The organism is Providencia sp. 6390 (assembly GCF_058148425.1).
On the sequence record NZ_JBYVYL010000003.1, the window covers coordinates 69704 to 88752 of the forward strand.

General features: G+C 42.3%; 15 protein-coding genes. All 15 read right to left on the bottom strand.

Annotated features, from left to right (window positions below):
* Positions 1-38 precede the first annotated feature (38 nt).
* Positions 39-1112, bottom strand: coding sequence for an undecaprenyldiphospho-muramoylpentapeptide beta-N-acetylglucosaminyltransferase (gene murG / locus AC3Z9T_RS07725; RefSeq protein WP_490125617.1), 1074 nt, complete (start codon positions 1110-1112; stop codon positions 39-41).
* Positions 1109-2302: a cell division protein FtsW gene (gene ftsW, locus AC3Z9T_RS07730; protein WP_490125618.1), complete on the bottom strand. Its 1194-nt coding sequence runs from the start codon at positions 2300-2302 to the stop codon at positions 1109-1111. The genes murG and ftsW overlap by 4 nt, the downstream gene beginning before the upstream one ends.
* Positions 2302-3627 carry a UDP-N-acetylmuramoyl-L-alanine--D-glutamate ligase gene (gene murD / locus AC3Z9T_RS07735; RefSeq protein WP_490125619.1) on the bottom strand — a complete coding sequence of 442 codons (1326 nt, stop codon included), beginning with the start codon at positions 3625-3627 and terminating at the stop codon, positions 2302-2304. Before murD ends, ftsW begins: the two co-directional genes overlap by 1 nt.
* A gap of 1 nt (position 3628) precedes the next feature.
* The gene (gene mraY, locus AC3Z9T_RS07740) at positions 3629-4711 is read right to left on the bottom strand and encodes a phospho-N-acetylmuramoyl-pentapeptide-transferase (RefSeq protein ID WP_490125620.1); all 1083 of its coding nucleotides are present in this window, start codon (positions 4709-4711) and stop codon (positions 3629-3631) included.
* Positions 4705-6078: a UDP-N-acetylmuramoyl-tripeptide--D-alanyl-D-alanine ligase gene (murF, locus tag AC3Z9T_RS07745; protein ID WP_490125621.1), complete on the bottom strand. Its 1374-nt coding sequence runs from the start codon at positions 6076-6078 to the stop codon at positions 4705-4707. The genes mraY and murF overlap by 7 nt, the downstream gene beginning before the upstream one ends.
* On the bottom strand, positions 6075-7562 hold the full coding sequence (gene murE / locus AC3Z9T_RS07750; protein ID WP_490125622.1) for a UDP-N-acetylmuramoyl-L-alanyl-D-glutamate--2,6-diaminopimelate ligase: 1488 nt from the start codon (positions 7560-7562) through the stop codon (positions 6075-6077). The genes murF and murE overlap by 4 nt, the downstream gene beginning before the upstream one ends.
* Positions 7549-9315 carry a peptidoglycan glycosyltransferase FtsI gene (gene ftsI / locus AC3Z9T_RS07755; RefSeq protein ID WP_490125623.1) on the bottom strand — a complete coding sequence of 589 codons (1767 nt, stop codon included), beginning with the start codon at positions 9313-9315 and terminating at the stop codon, positions 7549-7551. Before ftsI ends, murE begins: the two co-directional genes overlap by 14 nt.
* Before the next feature lie 17 nt (positions 9316-9332).
* The gene (gene ftsL / locus AC3Z9T_RS07760) at positions 9333-9653 is read right to left on the bottom strand and encodes a cell division protein FtsL (RefSeq protein ID WP_490125624.1); all 321 of its coding nucleotides are present in this window, start codon (positions 9651-9653) and stop codon (positions 9333-9335) included.
* Entirely contained in the window at positions 9653-10603 is a 951-nt protein-coding gene (rsmH, locus tag AC3Z9T_RS07765) for a 16S rRNA (cytosine(1402)-N(4))-methyltransferase RsmH (protein WP_490125625.1), read from the bottom strand. The genes ftsL and rsmH overlap by 1 nt, the downstream gene beginning before the upstream one ends.
* Before the next feature lie 2 nt (positions 10604-10605).
* Positions 10606-11064 (bottom strand): division/cell wall cluster transcriptional repressor MraZ, encoded by a 459-nt coding sequence (gene mraZ / locus AC3Z9T_RS07770; RefSeq protein WP_490125626.1) that lies wholly within the window; start codon positions 11062-11064, stop codon positions 10606-10608.
* A gap of 679 nt (positions 11065-11743) precedes the next feature.
* Positions 11744-12754: a catabolite repressor/activator gene (gene cra / locus AC3Z9T_RS07775; protein WP_490125627.1), complete on the bottom strand. Its 1011-nt coding sequence runs from the start codon at positions 12752-12754 to the stop codon at positions 11744-11746.
* A gap of 163 nt (positions 12755-12917) precedes the next feature.
* Entirely contained in the window at positions 12918-13409 is a 492-nt protein-coding gene (ilvN, locus tag AC3Z9T_RS07780; RefSeq protein ID WP_068445711.1) for an acetolactate synthase small subunit, read from the bottom strand.
* A gap of 2 nt (positions 13410-13411) precedes the next feature.
* Positions 13412-15139 carry an acetolactate synthase 3 large subunit gene (ilvI, locus tag AC3Z9T_RS07785; protein WP_490125628.1) on the bottom strand — a complete coding sequence of 576 codons (1728 nt, stop codon included), beginning with the start codon at positions 15137-15139 and terminating at the stop codon, positions 13412-13414.
* Positions 15140-15445: 306 nt separating this feature from the next.
* Positions 15446-17278, bottom strand: a complete 1833-nt coding sequence (locus AC3Z9T_RS07790; RefSeq protein ID WP_490125629.1) for an AMP-dependent synthetase/ligase — start codon at positions 17276-17278, stop codon at positions 15446-15448.
* Between the two features lie 273 nt (positions 17279-17551).
* Positions 17552-18505 (bottom strand): transcriptional regulator LeuO, encoded by a 954-nt coding sequence (gene leuO / locus AC3Z9T_RS07795; RefSeq protein ID WP_490125630.1) that lies wholly within the window; start codon positions 18503-18505, stop codon positions 17552-17554.
* Between the last annotated feature and the right edge of the window lie 544 nt (positions 18506-19049).

Genomic DNA, 19049 nt, shown 5'->3' on the forward strand with positions numbered 1-19049 from the left:
GCTTCTGTTAATTCTGAACCAATACCACTTACCGATGATTACTTCGCCACTTCGCAGATCACGGCAGCCACACGTTCGGTCGCATCAGTGATTGCACATGCTCGAGCTTTTTTGGCCATCGACAACAATTCTTCTCTGTCCCATTGTTCTAGCAAAACAGCAACGTTATCCGCTGTAAACTGGGGTTGTTCAAGTATTTTGGCTGCACCCGCTTTTTCGAGTGGTAGTGCGTTCCAATACTGCTGACGGTCTTTGTGCTGAAAAGGCACAAAAATTGCGGGTAAACCCGCCGCTGCAATTTCACTGACCGTCAAGGCGCCTGAACGACATATAACAATATCAGCCCATGCGTAAGCTTGAGCCATATCATCGATAAACTCAGTAACTTTAAACTCGGAATTAACTGAATTTTTTAGGCTTTCATTATACAACGCTTCTGTAGATTCCTTACTTCCTTTTCCTGCTTGATGCCATATATTTAACTGTTTGCTTACTTTTTCAGCAATTTTTGGCATAACTTGATTCAAAATACGAGCACCTTGGCTGCCTCCCACTACCAATATGCGTATTTTATCATCGCGATCTGATAATCTTTCTTCTGGAAGAGGAAGAGCTAGCACATCTTTTCGAACTGGATTTCCAACAACAGGAGCATGAGGAAATGCACCGGGAAATGCTTGCAATACACGCTTAGCGATCTTGGATAACCATTTATTGGTTAAACCTGCAATACCATTTTGCTCATGCAAAACAACAGGTACACCTGATAACCATGCAGCGATACCGCCCGGCCCAGAAACATATCCCCCCATACCTAACACAGCATCAGGTTGATATTGTTTAATAATTGCTTTTGCTTGACCTACCGCCTTACAGATCCGCCAAGGTGCTGCAGCCAATGCCATCACACCTTTGCCTCTCAGACCTGAAATACGGATAAACTCTATTTCAATGCCATGTTGAGGAACTAATGTGGCTTCCATACGATCGGCGGTTCCTAACCAGCGGATTTCCCAGCCTTGAGCCTGCAAATAATGCGCCACGGCCAACCCCGGGAAAACATGTCCCCCAGTACCACCCGCCATGACTAATAATCTTTTTGCTCGACTCATTTAACACTCCTCACAAACGCCTGTGCTTTTTCCAGACGCGTTTCAAAATCGACACGTAATAAAACAGCAATCGCGGCGGACATCACTAATAAACTGGAGCCACCATAACTAATTAATGGCAATGTTAACCCTTTCGTTGGTAGCATACCGGCGGCAGCGCCCACATTGACGAGTGCCTGAAAGGTAAACCAAATACCGATAGAGCAAGCGAGATAGCCCGCAAATAATTGTTTTGCTAATAAAGCACGGCGACCAATCATCATCGCTCTAAATGCCAACATAAATACCATCAACAAAACGAGCACGACCCCCACATAGCCAAGCTCTTCAGCGAGTACAGAAAAAATAAAGTCAGTATGTGCTTCTGGTAGATACTCTAGTTTTTGCACTGAGTTACCTAAACCTTGGCCTAATACTTCACCACGACCAAATGCCATCAAAGACTGTGTTAACTGATAACCACTCCCAAAAGGATCTTCCCATGGGTTCAAAAATGAGGTCACTCGACGTAAGCGGTATGGCTCAAACCAAATCAATGCCAAAACACCAACGACACAGGTCGCAATCCCGATAATAAAAGGTGCCAATCTGGCACCTGCAAGGAATAACAAACCAAGCGTGGTGACGACCAGCACGATCACCGTACCTAAATCAGGCTGTAGCAGTAATAATGATGCCATCATGATCAGGATACACATTGGTTTAACAAAACCAAGGAAGCGAGTTCTGACTTCTTCTGACTTTCTCACTAAGTAACTAGATACATAGCAAAACAGCGCAAATTTCGAGATTTCCGCTGGCTGAATTTTAACAATTCCAACATCAATCCACCTCGATGCGCCGTTGACAGAACTACCAGCAACCAGCACAACAGCTAGCATTGCTAAAGCACCCATCAACAAAACAAAGCTGTATTTTTCCCATGTCGCCATCGACACTCGCATAACACCTAGTGCTAAAATGAAGGCAACCACAAGATAAACGACATCACGCTTTGCAAAATAAAACGGATCATCAGTGAGTCGCTGACCAACAGGCATTGAAGCAGATGTCACCATCACAAAACCAATAGCAGCAAGACCAAATGCTAGCCATACTAATGTGCGATCGTAAAGTGTAGAGCCTGAAATAACCCCGCTCTTTTCACCTATAATCCAATTTTTTAAGCGCATCGCACCCGGTATGGTCATCAGCCTAGCTCCTTCGCTAACTGAGCAAAAATCACACCACGCTGCTCAAAGTTTTTAAACTGATCGATGCTAGCGCAAGCTGGCGACAGTAATACCATATCGCCTGCTTTAAGGTGTGGTGCCAAGTAACGCATACTTTGTTCCATGGTTTCAGTAAGAACGGATTTATTCGGTTCTAACTGTGCAAGTTGTTTACCATCACGACCGAAACAATACAAACGCACATTATTTTGCGCTAAATAGGGCTTTAATGGCGAAAAATCAGCTGATTTTCCATCTCCCCCCAATAATAAATGCAATGTGCCGTCAACCTTTAAGCCATTAAGAGCAGCTTCAGTGCTTCCCACATTAGTGGCTTTGGAGTCATTTATCCAACGAACACCATTATTCAATAACACCAGTTGGAAACGGTGCACTAAGCCTGCATAATTTTTCAATACACGTAAGCTTGCATCGCGATCAATGCCAGCAATATCCGCTAATGCAAGAGCTGCCAACGCATTGGTATAATTGTGTTGCCCTGTTAAATGCAATTCATCAACATTCAGCAGTGTTTTACCTTTGACGAGCAAAGTACGATCTTGTGAATCGAAATCATAATCACCGCTGTCCACACCAAAGCTAATGCAAGCACCGCTGTCACCCTCAGCAGGAAACGTCAATGGATCTTGTGCGTTCACAACACAATGTTGTGCGTTGTGATAAATTCGCAACTTAGCTTCCCGATATTGCTCTAACCCCAGTGGATAGCGATCCATATGGTCTTCAGTCACATTCAACACAGTTGCAGCAAGTGCTTGCAAACTGGATGTAGTTTCCAATTGGAAGCTAGAGAGCTCTAACACATACAGTTGGTGGCCTTGATTAAGCAATGACAACGCAGGGATACCAATATTGCCGCCGACACCAACAGAGACCCCAGCTGCTTTAGCCATTTCACCCACTAAAGAAGTCACTGTACTTTTGCCATTAGAACCTGTGATAGCAATAATAGGTGCGTCTGCTTCACGGCAAAACAGTTCTATATCACCAACAATCTCTATTCCGTTATTAGCCGCTTGTTGTAATTCAGGCGTTGCCAATGCAACGCCCGGGCTCGCAACAATTAAGTCAGACTCTTGCAACCACTGATTATTCAAGCCACCGCGATGACACTCAACATGTTCAGGTAGTTGTTCAACACCTGGAGGGGTAACACGGGTATCCATCACACGCGGAATAACACCTTGTGCGAGGAAAAAGTCCACACAGGACAGACCGGTTAGGCCTAACCCGATAATGGTCACTTTCTTACCCTGATACTGTTTACCCTGTGAATGCCCCATCTTAACGCACCTTTAATGTTGCCAGACCAATAAGGACTAGCATCAAAGAAATAATCCAAAAACGCACAATAACGCGTGGTTCAGGCCAGCCTTTCAACTCATAGTGATGATGAATTGGCGCCATACGAAATATACGCTGTCCACGTAATTTGAAAGACCCGACTTGCAAGATCACTGATAATGTTTCAACGACGAATACGCCGCCCATAATCACTAATAAGAATTCTTGACGCAGCAAAACGGCGATCGTACCTAAAGCGCCACCCAATGCCAATGAGCCAACATCACCCATAAACACTTGCGCAGGATAAGTGTTAAACCAGAGAAAACCGAGTCCAGCACCCACAATGGCAGTACACACAATAACTAGCTCACCTGCATGAGGTAAAAATGGAATATGTAAGTAACTCGCAAAATTAACGTTACCGGTTGCCCATGCCACTAATGCAAAACCGGCAGCAACAAATACTGTTGGCATGATAGCTAACCCATCGAGGCCATCGGTTAGGTTCACAGCATTACTGGTGCCAACAATCACAAAGTAAGCCAACAAGATATAGAGCATACCAAGCTGTGGCATGACATCTTTAAAGAATGGCACCACCAACTGTGTTGCTGGCGTATCATTGCCTACCGCATACATTGAAAATGCAACTACTAATGCGATGACGGATTGCCAAAAGTATTTCCAGCGAGCAATCAAACCCCGGCTATTTTTACGCACCACTTTCAAGTAGTCGTCAGCAAAGCCAACCAGACCGTAACCTACGAGTACCAATAACACGCACCAAACGTAAGGGTTATCTAAACGCGCCCACAGTAATACGGAAATGCTGATTGAAAATAGGATCAGGATCCCGCCCATCGTTGGCGTACCGCGCTTACTAAAGTGAGATTCAGGGCCAACTTCACGTACAACTTGGCCAATCTGCATTTTTTGTAAATAGGCGATTAAACGAGGCCCCATCCACAACGCAATGGCGAGTGCTGTCAGCAAACCGACAATGGCTCTAAACGTCAAATAGGAGAAGACGTTAAAGACAGAAAAATGATGCACCAATATTTCGGCAAGCCAAACTAACATGCAAAGCACTCCTTCAATGCATTCACAACATCTTCCATCGCGGAGCTGCGTGAACCTTTAACTAAAATAGAAACAACCTCATTCTGCTGAACTAGCGGAATTAGTCGGGTTAATAAATCTTTTTTGAATGCAAAGTGCTCACCACATTCGCTGGACTGACTGATCAACTCACTCAACGTACCGACTGTCAGTACTTTATCCAGACCTGCATTTTTTGCTGCTATGCCAACACGTTGATGACAATCTTGTGCATAATCGCCGAGTTCGCCCATATCCCCTGCTACAAAGATGCGATAGCCGGGCATTTTAGCCAAAACGTTGATTGCTGCAATCATTGAGCCATCATTTGCGTTATATGTGTCATCTAAAACAACTTTCATATCGCTCAGCTGTACCGGATACAAACGCCCCGGTACCGCTTTTGTCGTCGCTAAACCACGACGAATATCTTCTAACGTAGCACCGACTGAAATAGCTAATGCACTCGCGGCCAGAACGTTAGCAATATTATGCATCCCCGGCAAAGGTAAAGTGATCGCTACCTGCCCAACTGGCGTATGTAGTGTAAAATTCGTGGTTAACTGTTTGATTTCAATATCTGTTGGATAAAAATCAGCGTTATCTTGTGCTGTTAGTGAGTAATACCAAACAGTCTGGCGCGGTTGAAAATGCCATTGTTCAGAGCAGCTATCAAGGTTAACAATTGCCGTGCCTTCTTCAGGAATACCTTGATAAATTTCACCTTTCGCACGAGCTACCCCTTCAGGAGAACCAAAACCAGCTAAATGCGCAGCAAATAAGTTATTCACCAGCGCCGTCTGAGGCTTAACAATATTAGTGGTATACGCGATTTCGTTTGGATGATTAGCACCCATTTCAATAACAGCGTAATCATACTCATTAGTGAGTCTAAATAGTGTTAATGGCACACCAACATCATTATTCAAGTTACCAGCGGTATACAGTGTTTTGCCACGCTCAGATAAAATCGATGCAGTCATTTCTTTAACTGATGTTTTGCCCGAAGATCCCGTTAAACCAACAACTTTAGCTTGGCTTTGTTGACGGACCCATGCGGCAAGTTGCCCCATAGCAAGGCGAGTGTCACTCACAATCACTTGTGGGCATTGCACATCAAGCTCACGATCCACTAACAGTGCCGTTGCGCCACTTTCAACAACTGATTCAACAAAATCATGAGCGTCGAAACGATCACCTTTTAAAGCGATAAACAGGCAATTTTTACTGATTTTACGACTGTCAGTACTCACTTCATTTAACGACAATGTCGAGGCATCAAGCCCTTCAGTACGATATAAGCGCCCAGAAGTCACATCAGCGAGCTGAGTTAGCGTTAAAGGGATCATGCTACCACCCCCAATAACCGAGCAACGGTAAGACGGTCTGAATAATCTAAACGACGGTGACCAATGATTTGGTAATCTTCATGGCCTTTACCTGCGATGACGATGACGTCGTCAGCGTTGGCTTGCATAATGCTACTAGTGACAGCTTCAGCACGACCAGGGATCGCCAATACACGACTAGAATCTAAAATGCCTGCCATGATGTCGTTAATAATATCCATTGGCTCTTCACTGCGTGGGTTGTCATCAGTGATCACCACTTTATCTGCCCACTCTTCTGCTGCCGCACCCATCAACGGACGTTTGCCTTTATCACGATCACCACCACAGCCAAACACACACCATAGCTGTCCTTTACAGTGTAAACGCGCTGCCGCTAATGCTTTTTCCAACGCATCTGGTGTGTGTGCATAATCGACAACTACCGTTGGTTTGTGCGGTGCGCTAAACACTTCCATCCGACCACAAACGGGAGATAATGAAGAAGAGGCACCTAATAATTGCGCTAATGGGTAATCCATCATTAACAATGTTGCCATGGCTAATAACAGGTTACTGACATTAAATGCTCCCATTAACGGGCTTTCTAGCACCCCGTCACCCCATGATGATGTGAAGTGAATGGTTGCACCGCGATCATGATACTCAACTGCTGTTGTTTGTAGCCAAGGCCCTTGCCATTGTGCTGGAATGCGTTGTTCCATCGAAACTGCACAAGCTTGCGGTAGACGTTGGAGCCATTTCAGACCAACAACATCATCGGCATTAATAATTTGAGCTTTGGTTTGATGAGTGGAAAATAGCAACCATTTAGCCGCCTCATAGTTTTCCATATCACCATGGTAATCTAAATGGTCACGGCTAAGGTTAGTAAATACCGCTGCATCGAAAGGTAGTGCAGCCACTCGACCTTGGATCAAACCATGTGAAGAGACTTCCATTGCGGTCAACGTCGCTTGATGTTTTAACAGCTGAGTTAACTCAACTTGAATATCAACAGCTGAACCTGTGGTATTTTCACTTGGAGCAACTTGCCCTAACAAACCATTACCGACTGTTCCCATGACAGCACTCGTTTCACCTAACCCTTGCGCCCACTGAGCAATCAATTGGGTGGTTGTGGTTTTACCATTTGTTCCTGTCACACCAACCAATTTCATTTTTGCGGCTGGGTGCTGGTAAAACTCTCCCGCTAACGCAGAGAGGCGATTATTCAAATCATTTAGGTAAACAACGGGAACACCATGTACATAACGAATTTCACCTTCAGCAGCTTCTCCCGCCGCCTCAGCAACTACCGCAGCGACCCCTTGTGCGATCGCTTGAGAAATATAATGTCGACCATCTGATTGATGACCTTTAATGGCAATAAACAGATCACCAGCCGCTGCTTTGCGGCTGTCTAACGTCATCTCACGTAATGAGATATTTGTTGTGCTCACGCCAAATGGCGAAAGAAGATCACAAAGATTACGATCTGCCACTTTTAACCTCTTTTTTGTTGATCACTATGTCGTTTTTGTCGTCCGGCTGTAATGCATCGGGCTCTATGTTCATCATGCGTAATACACCGCCCATGATTGAACCGAATACAGGTGCGGATACCGCACCACCATAATATTTACCCGCTTTAGGTTCATTAATAAGAACGACAAGTGCATAGCGTGGGTTACTTGCAGGCGCAACACCTGCTGTATAGGCAATATATTGGTTAATGTAACGCCCTTCCGGTCCGACTTTTTTCGCGGTCCCTGTTTTAATAGCGATACGGTAACCTTTAATAGCAGCACGCGTTCCCCCGCCTCCTGGCAGAGCAACACTTTCCATCATATGCACCACTGTACGCATTGTTTGTTCAGGGAATACTCGCGCTCCCGGTACAGGTGGATCCACTTTCGTGATGGAAAGTGGACGATAGATCCCAAAACTGCCGATTGTTGCATAGGCACGGGCTAACTGTAGTGGTGTCACCATTTGCCCATACCCAAAAGAAAAGGTGGCCCTATCTAAATCAGACCACCGTGTTTTTTTACTTGGAAAGATACCACTACTTTCCCCGACTAACCCCAGATTAGTCGGCTTGCCAAACCCAAAGCGGCTATACACATCCACCAACTCTGTGGCAGGCATCGCTAACGCCAGTTTTGAAACACCAACGTTACTCGACTTCTGTAAAATACCTGTAATTGATAACTCTGCATAACGGGCAACATCCTTAATTTCATGACCGCTGATCCGATATGGGTAGGTATTTAATACGGTATTTTCTTTGATAATGTGATTATTGAGCGCACTCATTACCACTAACGGTTTTACCGTTGAACCCGGTTCAAAAATATCGGTGATAGCTCGGTTACGCATAGCATCCATTGGAGTACCAGCCAAATTATTAGGGTTATAAGATGGGCTATTCGCCATCGCTAAAATTTCCCCCGTATGCACATCAACTAAGATAGCAACCCCTGATTCAGCGTTATTTTCTTGCACACCTTTGGTCAATTCACGGTAAACGATAGATTGAATACGTTCATCAATACTCAATACTAAGTTATGAGCTGCTTGACTATCTACAGATGAAACGGTTTCGATAACACGGCCATTACGATCTTTACGAACAGTGCGTTCACCCGGAGAGCCTTTTAACCAACGCTCAAAGCTCTTTTCAACACCTTCAATTCCTTCACCATCAATATTCGTTACGCCAATTAGATGCGCAGTGACAGGGCCTGAAGGATAATAGCGGCGCGATTCTTTGCGTAAATAAATACCAGGAACTTTCAATTTAGAAATATATTCACCAATTGATGGATTCACTTGGCGAGCAAGATACACAAAACGACCTTTTGGATTGGCCGATATTTTTGCAGTAATTTGTTCTAATGGGATTTCAAGTGCATCAGCAAGTGCTTTCCAGTGCTCATCATTGTTAATGCCACCTTTTTCAAACACCACTTTAGGATCCGCCCAGATAGCGTTCACAGGAACGCTGACAGCTAATTGGCGCCCTTCTCTATCGCTGATCATACCACGAGCTGTCGACACTTCCTGAACCCGTAGGGAGCGCATATCGCCCTCTTTCACTAATTTTTCTGGCGCGATAATTTGTAAATAGGCAACACGTACAAGCAGCCCAGCTAAAGCTAATAAAATACAGCCACACAGCAAAGCAAAACGCCAGCTGACAAAGCTGGTATTTTCTTCCTGTTTCTTATTTTTAGCTGACTTCGGTGCTTTCATTCGTCACGTAACCTTATCTACTGCTTAGAAACAATGATATTTTCTTGAGAAGGCTCAACATGAACCATCTGTAATTTATCCACAGACAATCGCTCTACTCGGCTGTGGCTAGCTAACGCATTTTCTTCTAGGATCAAATTGCGCCATTCAATGTCTAACGCATCCTTTTCTTCATATAACTTATCTTTTGCCGCTGTAAGCAAACGTGTTTCATGGGCAGTGGTCACCACAAACACAGCGCTGATAATAATCGCAGCCAGTAAAATTAAAGGAATAATTCCATAACGGAAAAGATCGCGCCCAATCACTTTTCCTAGGCTATGCCTTTCTGGAACCATTACGCCATCCTCTGTGCGAAACGCAGTACAGAACTGCGTGCTCTTGGGTTCTCATCAACCTCAGCACCAGAAGGTTTCATTTTGCCTACTTCACGCAGCTTCGCAGCACCTAGCTCTTTGATTTGCGCTTCAGTTAGCGGTATTCCTGCTGGCACACTTGGGCCTTTACTGTTTTGGCGAATAAAACGTTTTACTAACCTATCTTCCAGTGAGTGGAAACTGATTACAGATAAACGCCCTTCAGGAGCTAGCACAGTCACAGCGCCTTCTAATGCTTGTTCTATCTCTTCTAACTCACTGTTGATATAGATACGTATTGCTTGAAAGCTTCTCGTCGCTGGATGCTTATGGCGATCTTTTATTGGACTCACTTTTGCGACCAGCTCAGCCAGTTGACGAGTACGTGTTAGCGGCTCTTCTTCTGGGTTATGATTACGTTCTACAATGGCTCTGGCTATACGTTTTGCAAAACGTTCTTCACCAAACGTTTTCAACACCCACGCAATATCATCCGCTTCGGCATTCATCAACCATTGTTGTGCTGATTGCCCCCTCGTTGGATCCATTCGCATATCTAGAGGCCCATCACGCATAAACGAAAAACCACGCTCTGGATCATCCAACTGTGGTGATGACACGCCAAGATCCAATAAGACGCCATCGATTTTTCCAATTAACCCTTCTTCTTCGACATAATCCGCAATCGCAGAAAATGGGCCATGTTTAATCATAAAGCGTGGATCATCAATTAATTGAGCAGCTTTAATTGCTTCGGGGTCACGGTCAATGGCAATCAAACGCCCTTGTTCATTTAACTGACTTAATATCAGCCTTGAGTGACCACCACGACCAAAAGTACCATCGATATAGATACCATTTGGCTTAATATTTAGGCCGTTGACTGCTTCATCAAGCAATACTGTTACATGTTTAAATTGCTGCTGTGTCATGTTTATAGTGACAAATCCTGTAAGCGGGCAGACAGAGGTTCTTGGGTTTGTTTTTCAGCAGTAATATCTTCTTCAACTTGCTGATACCAAGTCTGTTCATCCCAAAGTTCAAATTTATTTATTTGGCCGACTAACATGACCTCTTTTGTTAACCCTGCATGTTGACGCAGCGTACTAGCTAGCAAAAGACGCCCTGCATTATCCATTTGGCATTCACTGGCATGTCCTAGCAACAGACGTTGTACACGCCGTTCTGCCGGGTTCATGGTTGATAAGCGAGAAAGTTTTTCTTCAATAATTTCCCACTCAGGTAAAGTGTAAAGCAATAGGCATGGCTGGTGGAGGTCGATGGTACATACCATCTGCCCCTGTGATTCCTCGCTCAGCATTCCCCGATATCGGGTAGGCACGGTAAGACGCCCTTTGCTGTCGAGATTTACCAGTGTTGCCCCACGAAACATACTTAGTGAAACCCCTTTATTTCCTGTCTACCCACTTTACCCCACAATTCTCCACTTATAAAGTTTACGAATGGTAGGAAAACCTTGTCAAGCCAGATGCACCTAGCTTTTGCTTTATTTACAGAACAATTCAGAAAAGATAAGAGAGGGTAAAATCTAATTCGGAGATAAAATTATGAATAACGGGTTGATATAACTCATTTATTTTCAACAAGGCAGTAAATGTTTATTTAATTCTATTTTACTGACGAAAAAACAGGCAAATGATGATATATCCTACATACGTCTCATTTTTAATCAGCTTACCGATAACCGATTCTTTACTTTCAAATTAACCATGAACATCTAATCACTATAAATATTCTCGATAACTGCCTCACAGAAAAATAAAAGTCATAAATTTCAACAAATTAAAATACTGTTTTAATAAACAGTATTTTAATCCAAATATGAATTCAGGATAAATGTTATATTTAAGTCTGAATTCTTAAATTAAATTTTTTATTTAATTTTATTCCGCATCGATAAATTAGATTTATCCGATTAAGAATATTCCTAAAGTTAAATATTTACTTATTTTTAGCATGAAATAAAAAGCCCCTTTTGAATAGGGGCTAATATGATACTCATAAATGTGATCGATATCACTCAGTATTCAACCAGAATAATTAAAAAATAATTATTCCTTGCGACCTAAGCTACCTCGTCGACATAAATCGCGACGAATACGTGTAATACCTGTATCAGGTTTTTGCTTTTCATCTAAGCTTGCAAGAACTAGCTCCAAAATACGCTCAGCAATGTCCCGATGGCGCTGTGCAAGAGATAGCACTGGGCAACCAAGGAAATCAAGCAACTCACTATCACCGAATGTCGCAATCACCATATGTTCAGGTAAACGCCCATTACGCTTCAATGCGACATCGAGCACACCTTGCAACAGTGAAAATGAAGTGGTAAATAAAGCATCAGGCATCGAATTGCCTTTATCTAACCACTCTGCAAACACATCTGCCGCAGATGCTCTTTCATAACTGTTAGCATACAGATAATTGACTTTCCTAGCATCGCTTTCCCAACCTTTACGAAAACCCTGTTCACGTAAATAGCTGACCGATAACTCAGGTAAAGCACCAAGGTATAATACTGATTGCGCAGGAAATTTTCTCAGCTCAGCAGAAATCATCAGCGCATCTTCTTGATCATCACCTACCACGCTAATGAAGTGTTCTTTTTCAAGCGCTCTATCAAGTGCAATAATGGGTAGCGAACGATTCGCCCAACGTTGATAGAAAGGGTGCTCAGGAGGTAATGCTGTTGAAACAATAATCGCATCGACTTGACGCTGCAAAAGGTGTTCAACGCAACGAATTTCGTTATCAGGCTGATCTTCAGAACAGGCTATTAATAGCTGATAGCCCCGTTGGCGCGCCTGACGCTCAAGATAATTAGCAATGCGAGTATAACTCGTATTTTCGAGATCAGGGATAACTAACCCTATCGAACGTGTTCTCCCTGCGCGTAGCCCAGCAGCTACGGCATTTGGATGGTAATTGTGCTCTCTGACAACAGCCATCACTTTTTCTACAGTTTTATCGCTGACTCGATACTGCTTGGCCTTGCCGTTGATCACATAACTAGCCGTTGTGCGGGAAACCCCTGCTAAACGGGCTATTTCATCCAGTTTCACGTTAACCTCTTTGTGTGTTTCAGCCAAAATCAATACATTGATTATGCTGCTAATATTACAGACCCTGATAACCACAGCATATATAAAATAGCAACTGACGGGTAAAGCCCCGATTAATTCGGGGCTTTACATTACTGCATTCTACCTTCAGCTGACAAATTTTTCATCGCATAATTTTATCACCGCGTGATACACCGACGATGCCAGAGCGTACAACTTCAACAATTTCAGCAACACCGCGCACTGCTTCGATAAAAGCATCCAGTTTATCGCTTGTACCTGCGAGCTGAACGGTGTACAGCGTTGGCGTCACATCAACGATTTGTCCACGGAAAATATCTGAACAACGTTTAATTTCATCACGACCGTAACCTGACGCTTGCAGTTTCACTAACATAATTTCACGTTCGATGTGCGCTGAAGCAGTCAATTCACTAACACGTAGCACATCAACTAGTTTGTGTAATTGCTTTTCAATTTGCTCAAGAACCTTGGCATCCCCTTTTGTCTGAATGGTCATTCGAGACAGCGTTGGATCGTCTGTCGGCGCCACCGTCAAGCTTTCAATATTATAACCACGTTGAGAAAATAGCCCGATAACTCGAGATAATGCACCCGATTCGTTTTCTAATAAAACTGATAAAATACGACGCATGATCAGGTCCTCTCCGTTTTGCTCAGCCACATTTCATCCATTGCACCGCCACGGATCTGCATTGGGTAAACATGCTCAGTTTCATCAACATTAATATCAACAAACACTAAGCGTTGGTTTTCGTTAACTTCAACCAAGGCTTGTTTTAGCTTTTCATCCAACTCAGCTGGAGAGCTAATAGAAATTCCGACATGCCCGTAAGCTTCAGCGAGCTTCACAAAATCAGGCAATGACTCCATATAAGATTGTGAGTGCCGCCCTTGATAAATCATGTCTTGCCACTGCTTAACCATTCCTAAAAAGCCATTATTTAAGTTCAATACAATGACGGGTAGGCCATATTGCAATGCCGTTGACAGCTCTTGAATATTCATTTGAATACTACCATCACCTGTAACACAAATAACGGTAGATTGTGGGTGTGCTAGTTTAACCCCAAGAGCAGCAGGTAAACCAAAACCCATTGTCCCTAAACCACCTGAGTTGATCCAACGACGTGGCTTATCAAATGGGTAATATAATGCAGCAAACATCTGATGTTGGCCGACATCTGATGTCACATAGGCATCTCCCTGCGTTAAACGGTAGATAGCTTCAATCGCTTGCTGTGGTTTTACTTTCTGGCTGTTAGTTTCATAACTCAAGCATTTTTTCTCACGCCATGTCTCGATATCTTTCCACCACGCTTGTATTGCTTGCGTGTTTTGTTTTGCAGAAGCTTGATCTAATTGGCTGAGTATTTGCTGAAGCGCTAATTTAGCATCACCCACAATCGGAATATCTGTGTTGACTGTTTTCGAAATGGAAGTTGGGTCAACATCGATTTGAATTACAGTGGCATTAGGGCAATATTTTTCAAGGTTATTGGTGGTTCTATCATCAAAACGCACCCCAACCGCAAAAATCACATCTGAGTTATGCATGACTTTATTCGCTTCATAAGTCCCATGCATCCCTAACATCCCAACCGATAAATGGTGCGTTTCAGGGAAAGCTCCGAGTCCCATTAATGTAGAGACCACTGGAAGCTGCAACTTTTCAGCTAACGCTAAAATTTCAGGTGAACAACTTGAATTAATCGCACCACCACCAATATAGAAAACCGGTTTTTGTGCAGCAATCAGCTTAGATAATGCTTTTTTGATTTGCCCTTTATGACCTTGCAATGTCGGGTTGTAAGAGCGTAAAGAAACCGTTTCAGGATAGCGATAAGGATACTTGTGCGCAGGGCTGACAGTATCTTTCGGTAAGTCAATGACCACAGGGCCAGGACGACCACTAGCAGCAATATAAAATGCTTTTTTGATGATTTCAGGAATATCTTCTGCTTTTTTAACTAAAAAACTATGTTTTACAATTGGACGTGATATCCCCACCATGTCACATTCTTGGAATGCATCGTTACCAATAAGGGAGCTTGCAACTTGCCCTGATAGTATCACCAAGGGAATAGAATCCATGTATGCCGTTGCAATACCTGTTATCGCATTTGTCGCTCCAGGGCCAGATGTGACGAGTACAACACCCACATCTCCTGTTGAACGAGCATATCCGTCTGCCATATGCACAGCGGCTTGTTCGTGACGAACCAATATATGATCTACACCACCAACGGTATGAAGTGCATCATAGATATCTAAAACAGCACCACCTGGATAACCAAATACATGCTTTACACCCTGGTCTATCAATGACTTGACGACCATTTCTGCTCCCGACAACATCTCCATGAGTTTGCCCCCAGACTATTTTTGCAAGTTAACAGAGGTATGACAGTCCTTTTAATTATTGTCATTTCTTCTGTTGTAAATATGACTGCTATTAACATATCGTTGAGATTAATACGACGCAAACATCATTTCTTAAGCAAAGATGACAACTTAGCGCATTCACTCCATCTTTCTCAATTAATGGTTTGATTGACTAAAATAGCAATGAAAACTAGCAAGTATCACTATAATGAGGTGAAAAAGAGTGCGAAGTGTAGCCGGATATGATGTAACATATCCGGCCGAATGAAGGGCATTACGGCTTAATTACTCGCGATACATTGATTCAATTTCAGTTTGGTAACGTTCTGAAATGATCTTGCGGCGTAATTTTAGTGTTGGGGTGAGCTCCCCTTTTTCCATGGAAAAATTGACTGGAAGCAACGTAAAACGTTTAACTTGATGGAAGTGTTCAAGGTTTTTTTGTAAATCCTTTAAACGGCTTTCAAATAGTGCCACAATATTTGAATCTTTTAACAACTCAAGTCGGTCACGATATTTTAAATTAATCGACCTTGCATATTCCTCGAGCGAATCGTAGCAAGGGACAATTAAAGCAGACACAAATTTACGCGCATCCGCAATCACAGCAATGTGCTCAATAAATTGATCCTGCCCTAATACCCCTTCAATCATTTGTGGAGCGATATATTTACCATTTGATGTTTTCATCAAATCTTTCAAACGGTCGGTAATATATAAATTTCCTTGCGCATCGACCTCACCGGCATCGCCGGTTTTTAACCAGCCATCAGCGGTGAAAGTATCATCAGTTTCTTGGGGGCGATTATAGTAACCTTTCATCACAACAGGCCCTTTAACCTGAATTTCATTATTATCGCCAATGCGCACTTCAACAGATGATAATGGTGTACCAATTGAGCCTAGTGGATAGCGCCCTTCTTCCCAACATGAAACGGTAGCGCAAGTTTCTGTCATCCCATAGCCGTACTTGATATTGATACCTGCTGCTAAAAAGAAGGCAATCACATCATCGTCTAAACGAGCCCCAGCTGCAGGCATAAAACGGATACGTCCACCAAGTAGCTGACGCAATTTCGTTAGAACAAGTTTATCGGCCACATTGTAAAACGCATTATTAATGAAAGAGAGTGATGACCCTTTCGCGAGTGCTTTGGTTTTTTTCTTACCTTGTGCGAGCGCCCATTTAAACAATAAACGGCGCGGTAATGGTGCTTTAACAACTTTACCCTGCACAGCACTATAAACTTTCTCATAAAAGCGAGGTACAGCACACATTACCGTTGGTTTAACATCTGCTAATGCTTCTCTCACTGCATTGGTATCAGTTAGATACACATTGCGCGCGCCCGTATGCATCACATAAAAACTCCAAGCACGTTCAAAAACATGGGATAGCGGTAGAAAACTTAACGACACATCATCCGAAGTGAGTTTCAAACGTTGATCATGCAGATAGAGCTGGGCTGCCATGTTGTAATAATCCAACATGACACCTTTGGGTTCACCCGTTGTACCGGATGTATAGATAATAGTAAAAAGATCGCTGAGGTTATGCGCGGCAACCCGACGATTTAACTCATCTTGATATTCCTCAGTATCTTTCTCAATAAAATGAGATAAGTAGTATGACGGAACGTCATTTTCTAATAATTCGACATCACTGTTGAGCACCACAACCGCAATAAGTTGTGGGCAACGTGATTTTAATTGGCAAGCGATTTGGTATTGCTCTTGTTCACCGACAAATAGAATACGAATATTTGCATCGTTAATAATATAAGCAGCTTGCTCTAAGCTGCTTGTCGCATATAACGGCACAGTCACTGCTTTCAGTTGTAAGACAGCAAGGTCAACGAGAGACCAATTCATACTATTATGTGCAAATAACCCAATGTTTTCTTGTATGGCAACATTAAGAGACAGGAGGCGACGAGCAATCGCTGAAGAGTGTTGTTCCACTTCCTGCCATGTCAATTCACTCTGTTGGCCATTATGCCATTGACTGAAAGCTATCCGGCTTGCCGATTCAGCAGCACTAAACCTGTTGTGCAAGCGATTAACCAGATGGTATGGATAAAGATTTTCAGTAATCAAGGTGTATTTCCTATAGTACATTTGTTAACTGAAGTGATTCGGCAAAGTCACAAAACGCTTCATAAGTTAATTATTTCAGCTTACATGTGTTAGCTGAACACTTGGAGTGTATAGACTAAAAAGAAACGAGGAAAGGGATATTATGTAAATATTCTGCAAATGTTGCTGACTTAGCAAAACTCATCATAGCGTTTCACTATGATGAGTTATACTCGTCGTACTTCAAGTTGTAGCATTTGACATTGAGCTGTGGTGACTACTCACCTCTCGCCAATCACATCGCTTTATGAAAACCTAGACCGATGATTCCATAATTAGCTGGCAAATTCGTGATTTCATCCATTGATGCCCTTTATCTCGAGACGTTGACTCGTGCCAAGTTAAATAACATGGGCGCGAATTATCAGCCCAAGGTAATGAAACCATACGAACTTGGAATTTATTTGCTGACTGCTCAACCAACCACTTAGGAACTATAGCCACTAGGTCAGTTTGTGAAACAATGTTAAGTACACTATCTAAATTGATACCTTGATAACTAATCGTTTGTGATAAATCTGTATTAGAATAATAGGAATGACTAAATGAACCTATATTATCCATAGACATAACGGCATGTTTTTCATTTACTAACGCTTCAGTTGTGATGTGATTATCAATACGTGGATGATTGTTTGAAACCACTAAAACCGCTTCATCATTAAAGATAATTTGATGTTGATACTCGTTCTTCCCGAGCTTATTGTAACTTATCGAAAAATCTGTTTCTTGATATTTTAGTTTATGCTCAATGTTATTTTCTAAGAAACCATGAATAACCAAATTAATATTTGGTGATACTTGTTTGAATTCATCAACAACAATTGCGGCTAAACGAGTATCTAAGGGGGAACAAATCGCTAAATTGAACACCCTTTCACTCAATTGAGGCTCAAAAGATGCGCCAGGTAATTCATTATGAATTAATTGTAATGCCTGCCTAATAGAGCCAAACAGTTGTTTAGCACGCGATGTTGGTTGGATACCTCGTCCGCAGCGAACAAAAAGCTCATCACAATACATTGATTTTAAACGAGAGATAGCATTACTCACGGCTGGCTGAGACATCCCTAGTATCTGAGCAGCTTTAGTCACATTTTGCATTTGCATCACAACATCAAAAACAGTCAGTAAGTTCAAATCTACGTTTCTTAAATGAATATCGCTATTCTCTTTTTTTGCTGGCGAAACTGTATCAAAGTCAATCATTCTTTACTCCAATAAAGATATTTATCATTTTTAGTTAATGAGGTTTTATATATCCAAAATTAATTTAATAGACCTATAAATTCATTAAATATTATTTTTCAAATAACTTATGCATAATAAGTCATTTCGCGTTCCCTGCATTTATAAAACGACGCTACAATTATAAAGCCTATATATTTAGCCATACAATATAAGCATTAATAAGCAGCGAAGGTATTCATATGTTAAATGAGAGTTGGCCGCTCATTTAACACCAATATTGTTAACCTCAAAATAATAAAACAATTTTAAAAATAAATCATAATAAATATGATCAGTTTTACCGAAACATTCTCATTATCAGATTAATTTTAAATTATTCATTTGCTGAATAATTTATTTATTGAAAACTATAATTCACGCTTATTTCTATTTCGAACAGTATAGTTTTCTTTAACCAGCAAAGCTGTTCACAAAACGCTCAAAACCATCAGTTTATGCTATGTTTTTGCCCCGTCATTTCATGAAAAGAATTTTACCCCTGCTTTATGAACAAAATATAGGG

Bases quoted from the DNA above. Each gene is read 5' to 3' on its own strand.
- murF (WP_490125621.1), bottom strand. From the start codon at position 6,078: ATGATCCCTTTAACGCTAACTCAGCTCGCTGATGTGACTTCTGGGCGC.
- murD (WP_490125619.1), bottom strand. From the start codon at position 3,627: ATGGGGCATTCACAGGGTAAACAGTATCAGGGTAAGAAAGTGACCATT.
- leuO (WP_490125630.1), bottom strand. From the start codon at position 18,505: ATGATTGACTTTGATACAGTTTCGCCAGCAAAAAAAGAGAATAGCGAT.
- mraZ (WP_490125626.1), bottom strand. From the start codon at position 11,064: ATGTTTCGTGGGGCAACACTGGTAAATCTCGACAGCAAAGGGCGTCTT.
- rsmH (WP_490125625.1), bottom strand. From the start codon at position 10,603: ATGACACAGCAGCAATTTAAACATGTAACAGTATTGCTTGATGAAGCA.
- ftsW (WP_490125618.1), bottom strand. From the start codon at position 2,302: ATGACCATACCGGGTGCGATGCGCTTAAAAAATTGGATTATAGGTGAA.
- AC3Z9T_RS07790 (WP_490125629.1), bottom strand. From the start codon at position 17,278: ATGTACTATAGGAAATACACCTTGATTACTGAAAATCTTTATCCATAC.
- ftsI (WP_490125623.1), bottom strand. From the start codon at position 9,315: ATGAAAGCACCGAAGTCAGCTAAAAATAAGAAACAGGAAGAAAATACC.
- mraY (WP_490125620.1), bottom strand. From the start codon at position 4,711: ATGTTAGTTTGGCTTGCCGAAATATTGGTGCATCATTTTTCTGTCTTT.
- ilvN (WP_068445711.1), bottom strand. From the start codon at position 13,409: ATGCGTCGTATTTTATCAGTTTTATTAGAAAACGAATCGGGTGCATTA.
- murG (WP_490125617.1), bottom strand. From the start codon at position 1,112: ATGAGTCGAGCAAAAAGATTATTAGTCATGGCGGGTGGTACTGGGGGA.
- ilvI (WP_490125628.1), bottom strand. From the start codon at position 15,139: ATGGAGATGTTGTCGGGAGCAGAAATGGTCGTCAAGTCATTGATAGAC.
- ftsL (WP_490125624.1), bottom strand. From the start codon at position 9,653: ATGGTTCCAGAAAGGCATAGCCTAGGAAAAGTGATTGGGCGCGATCTT.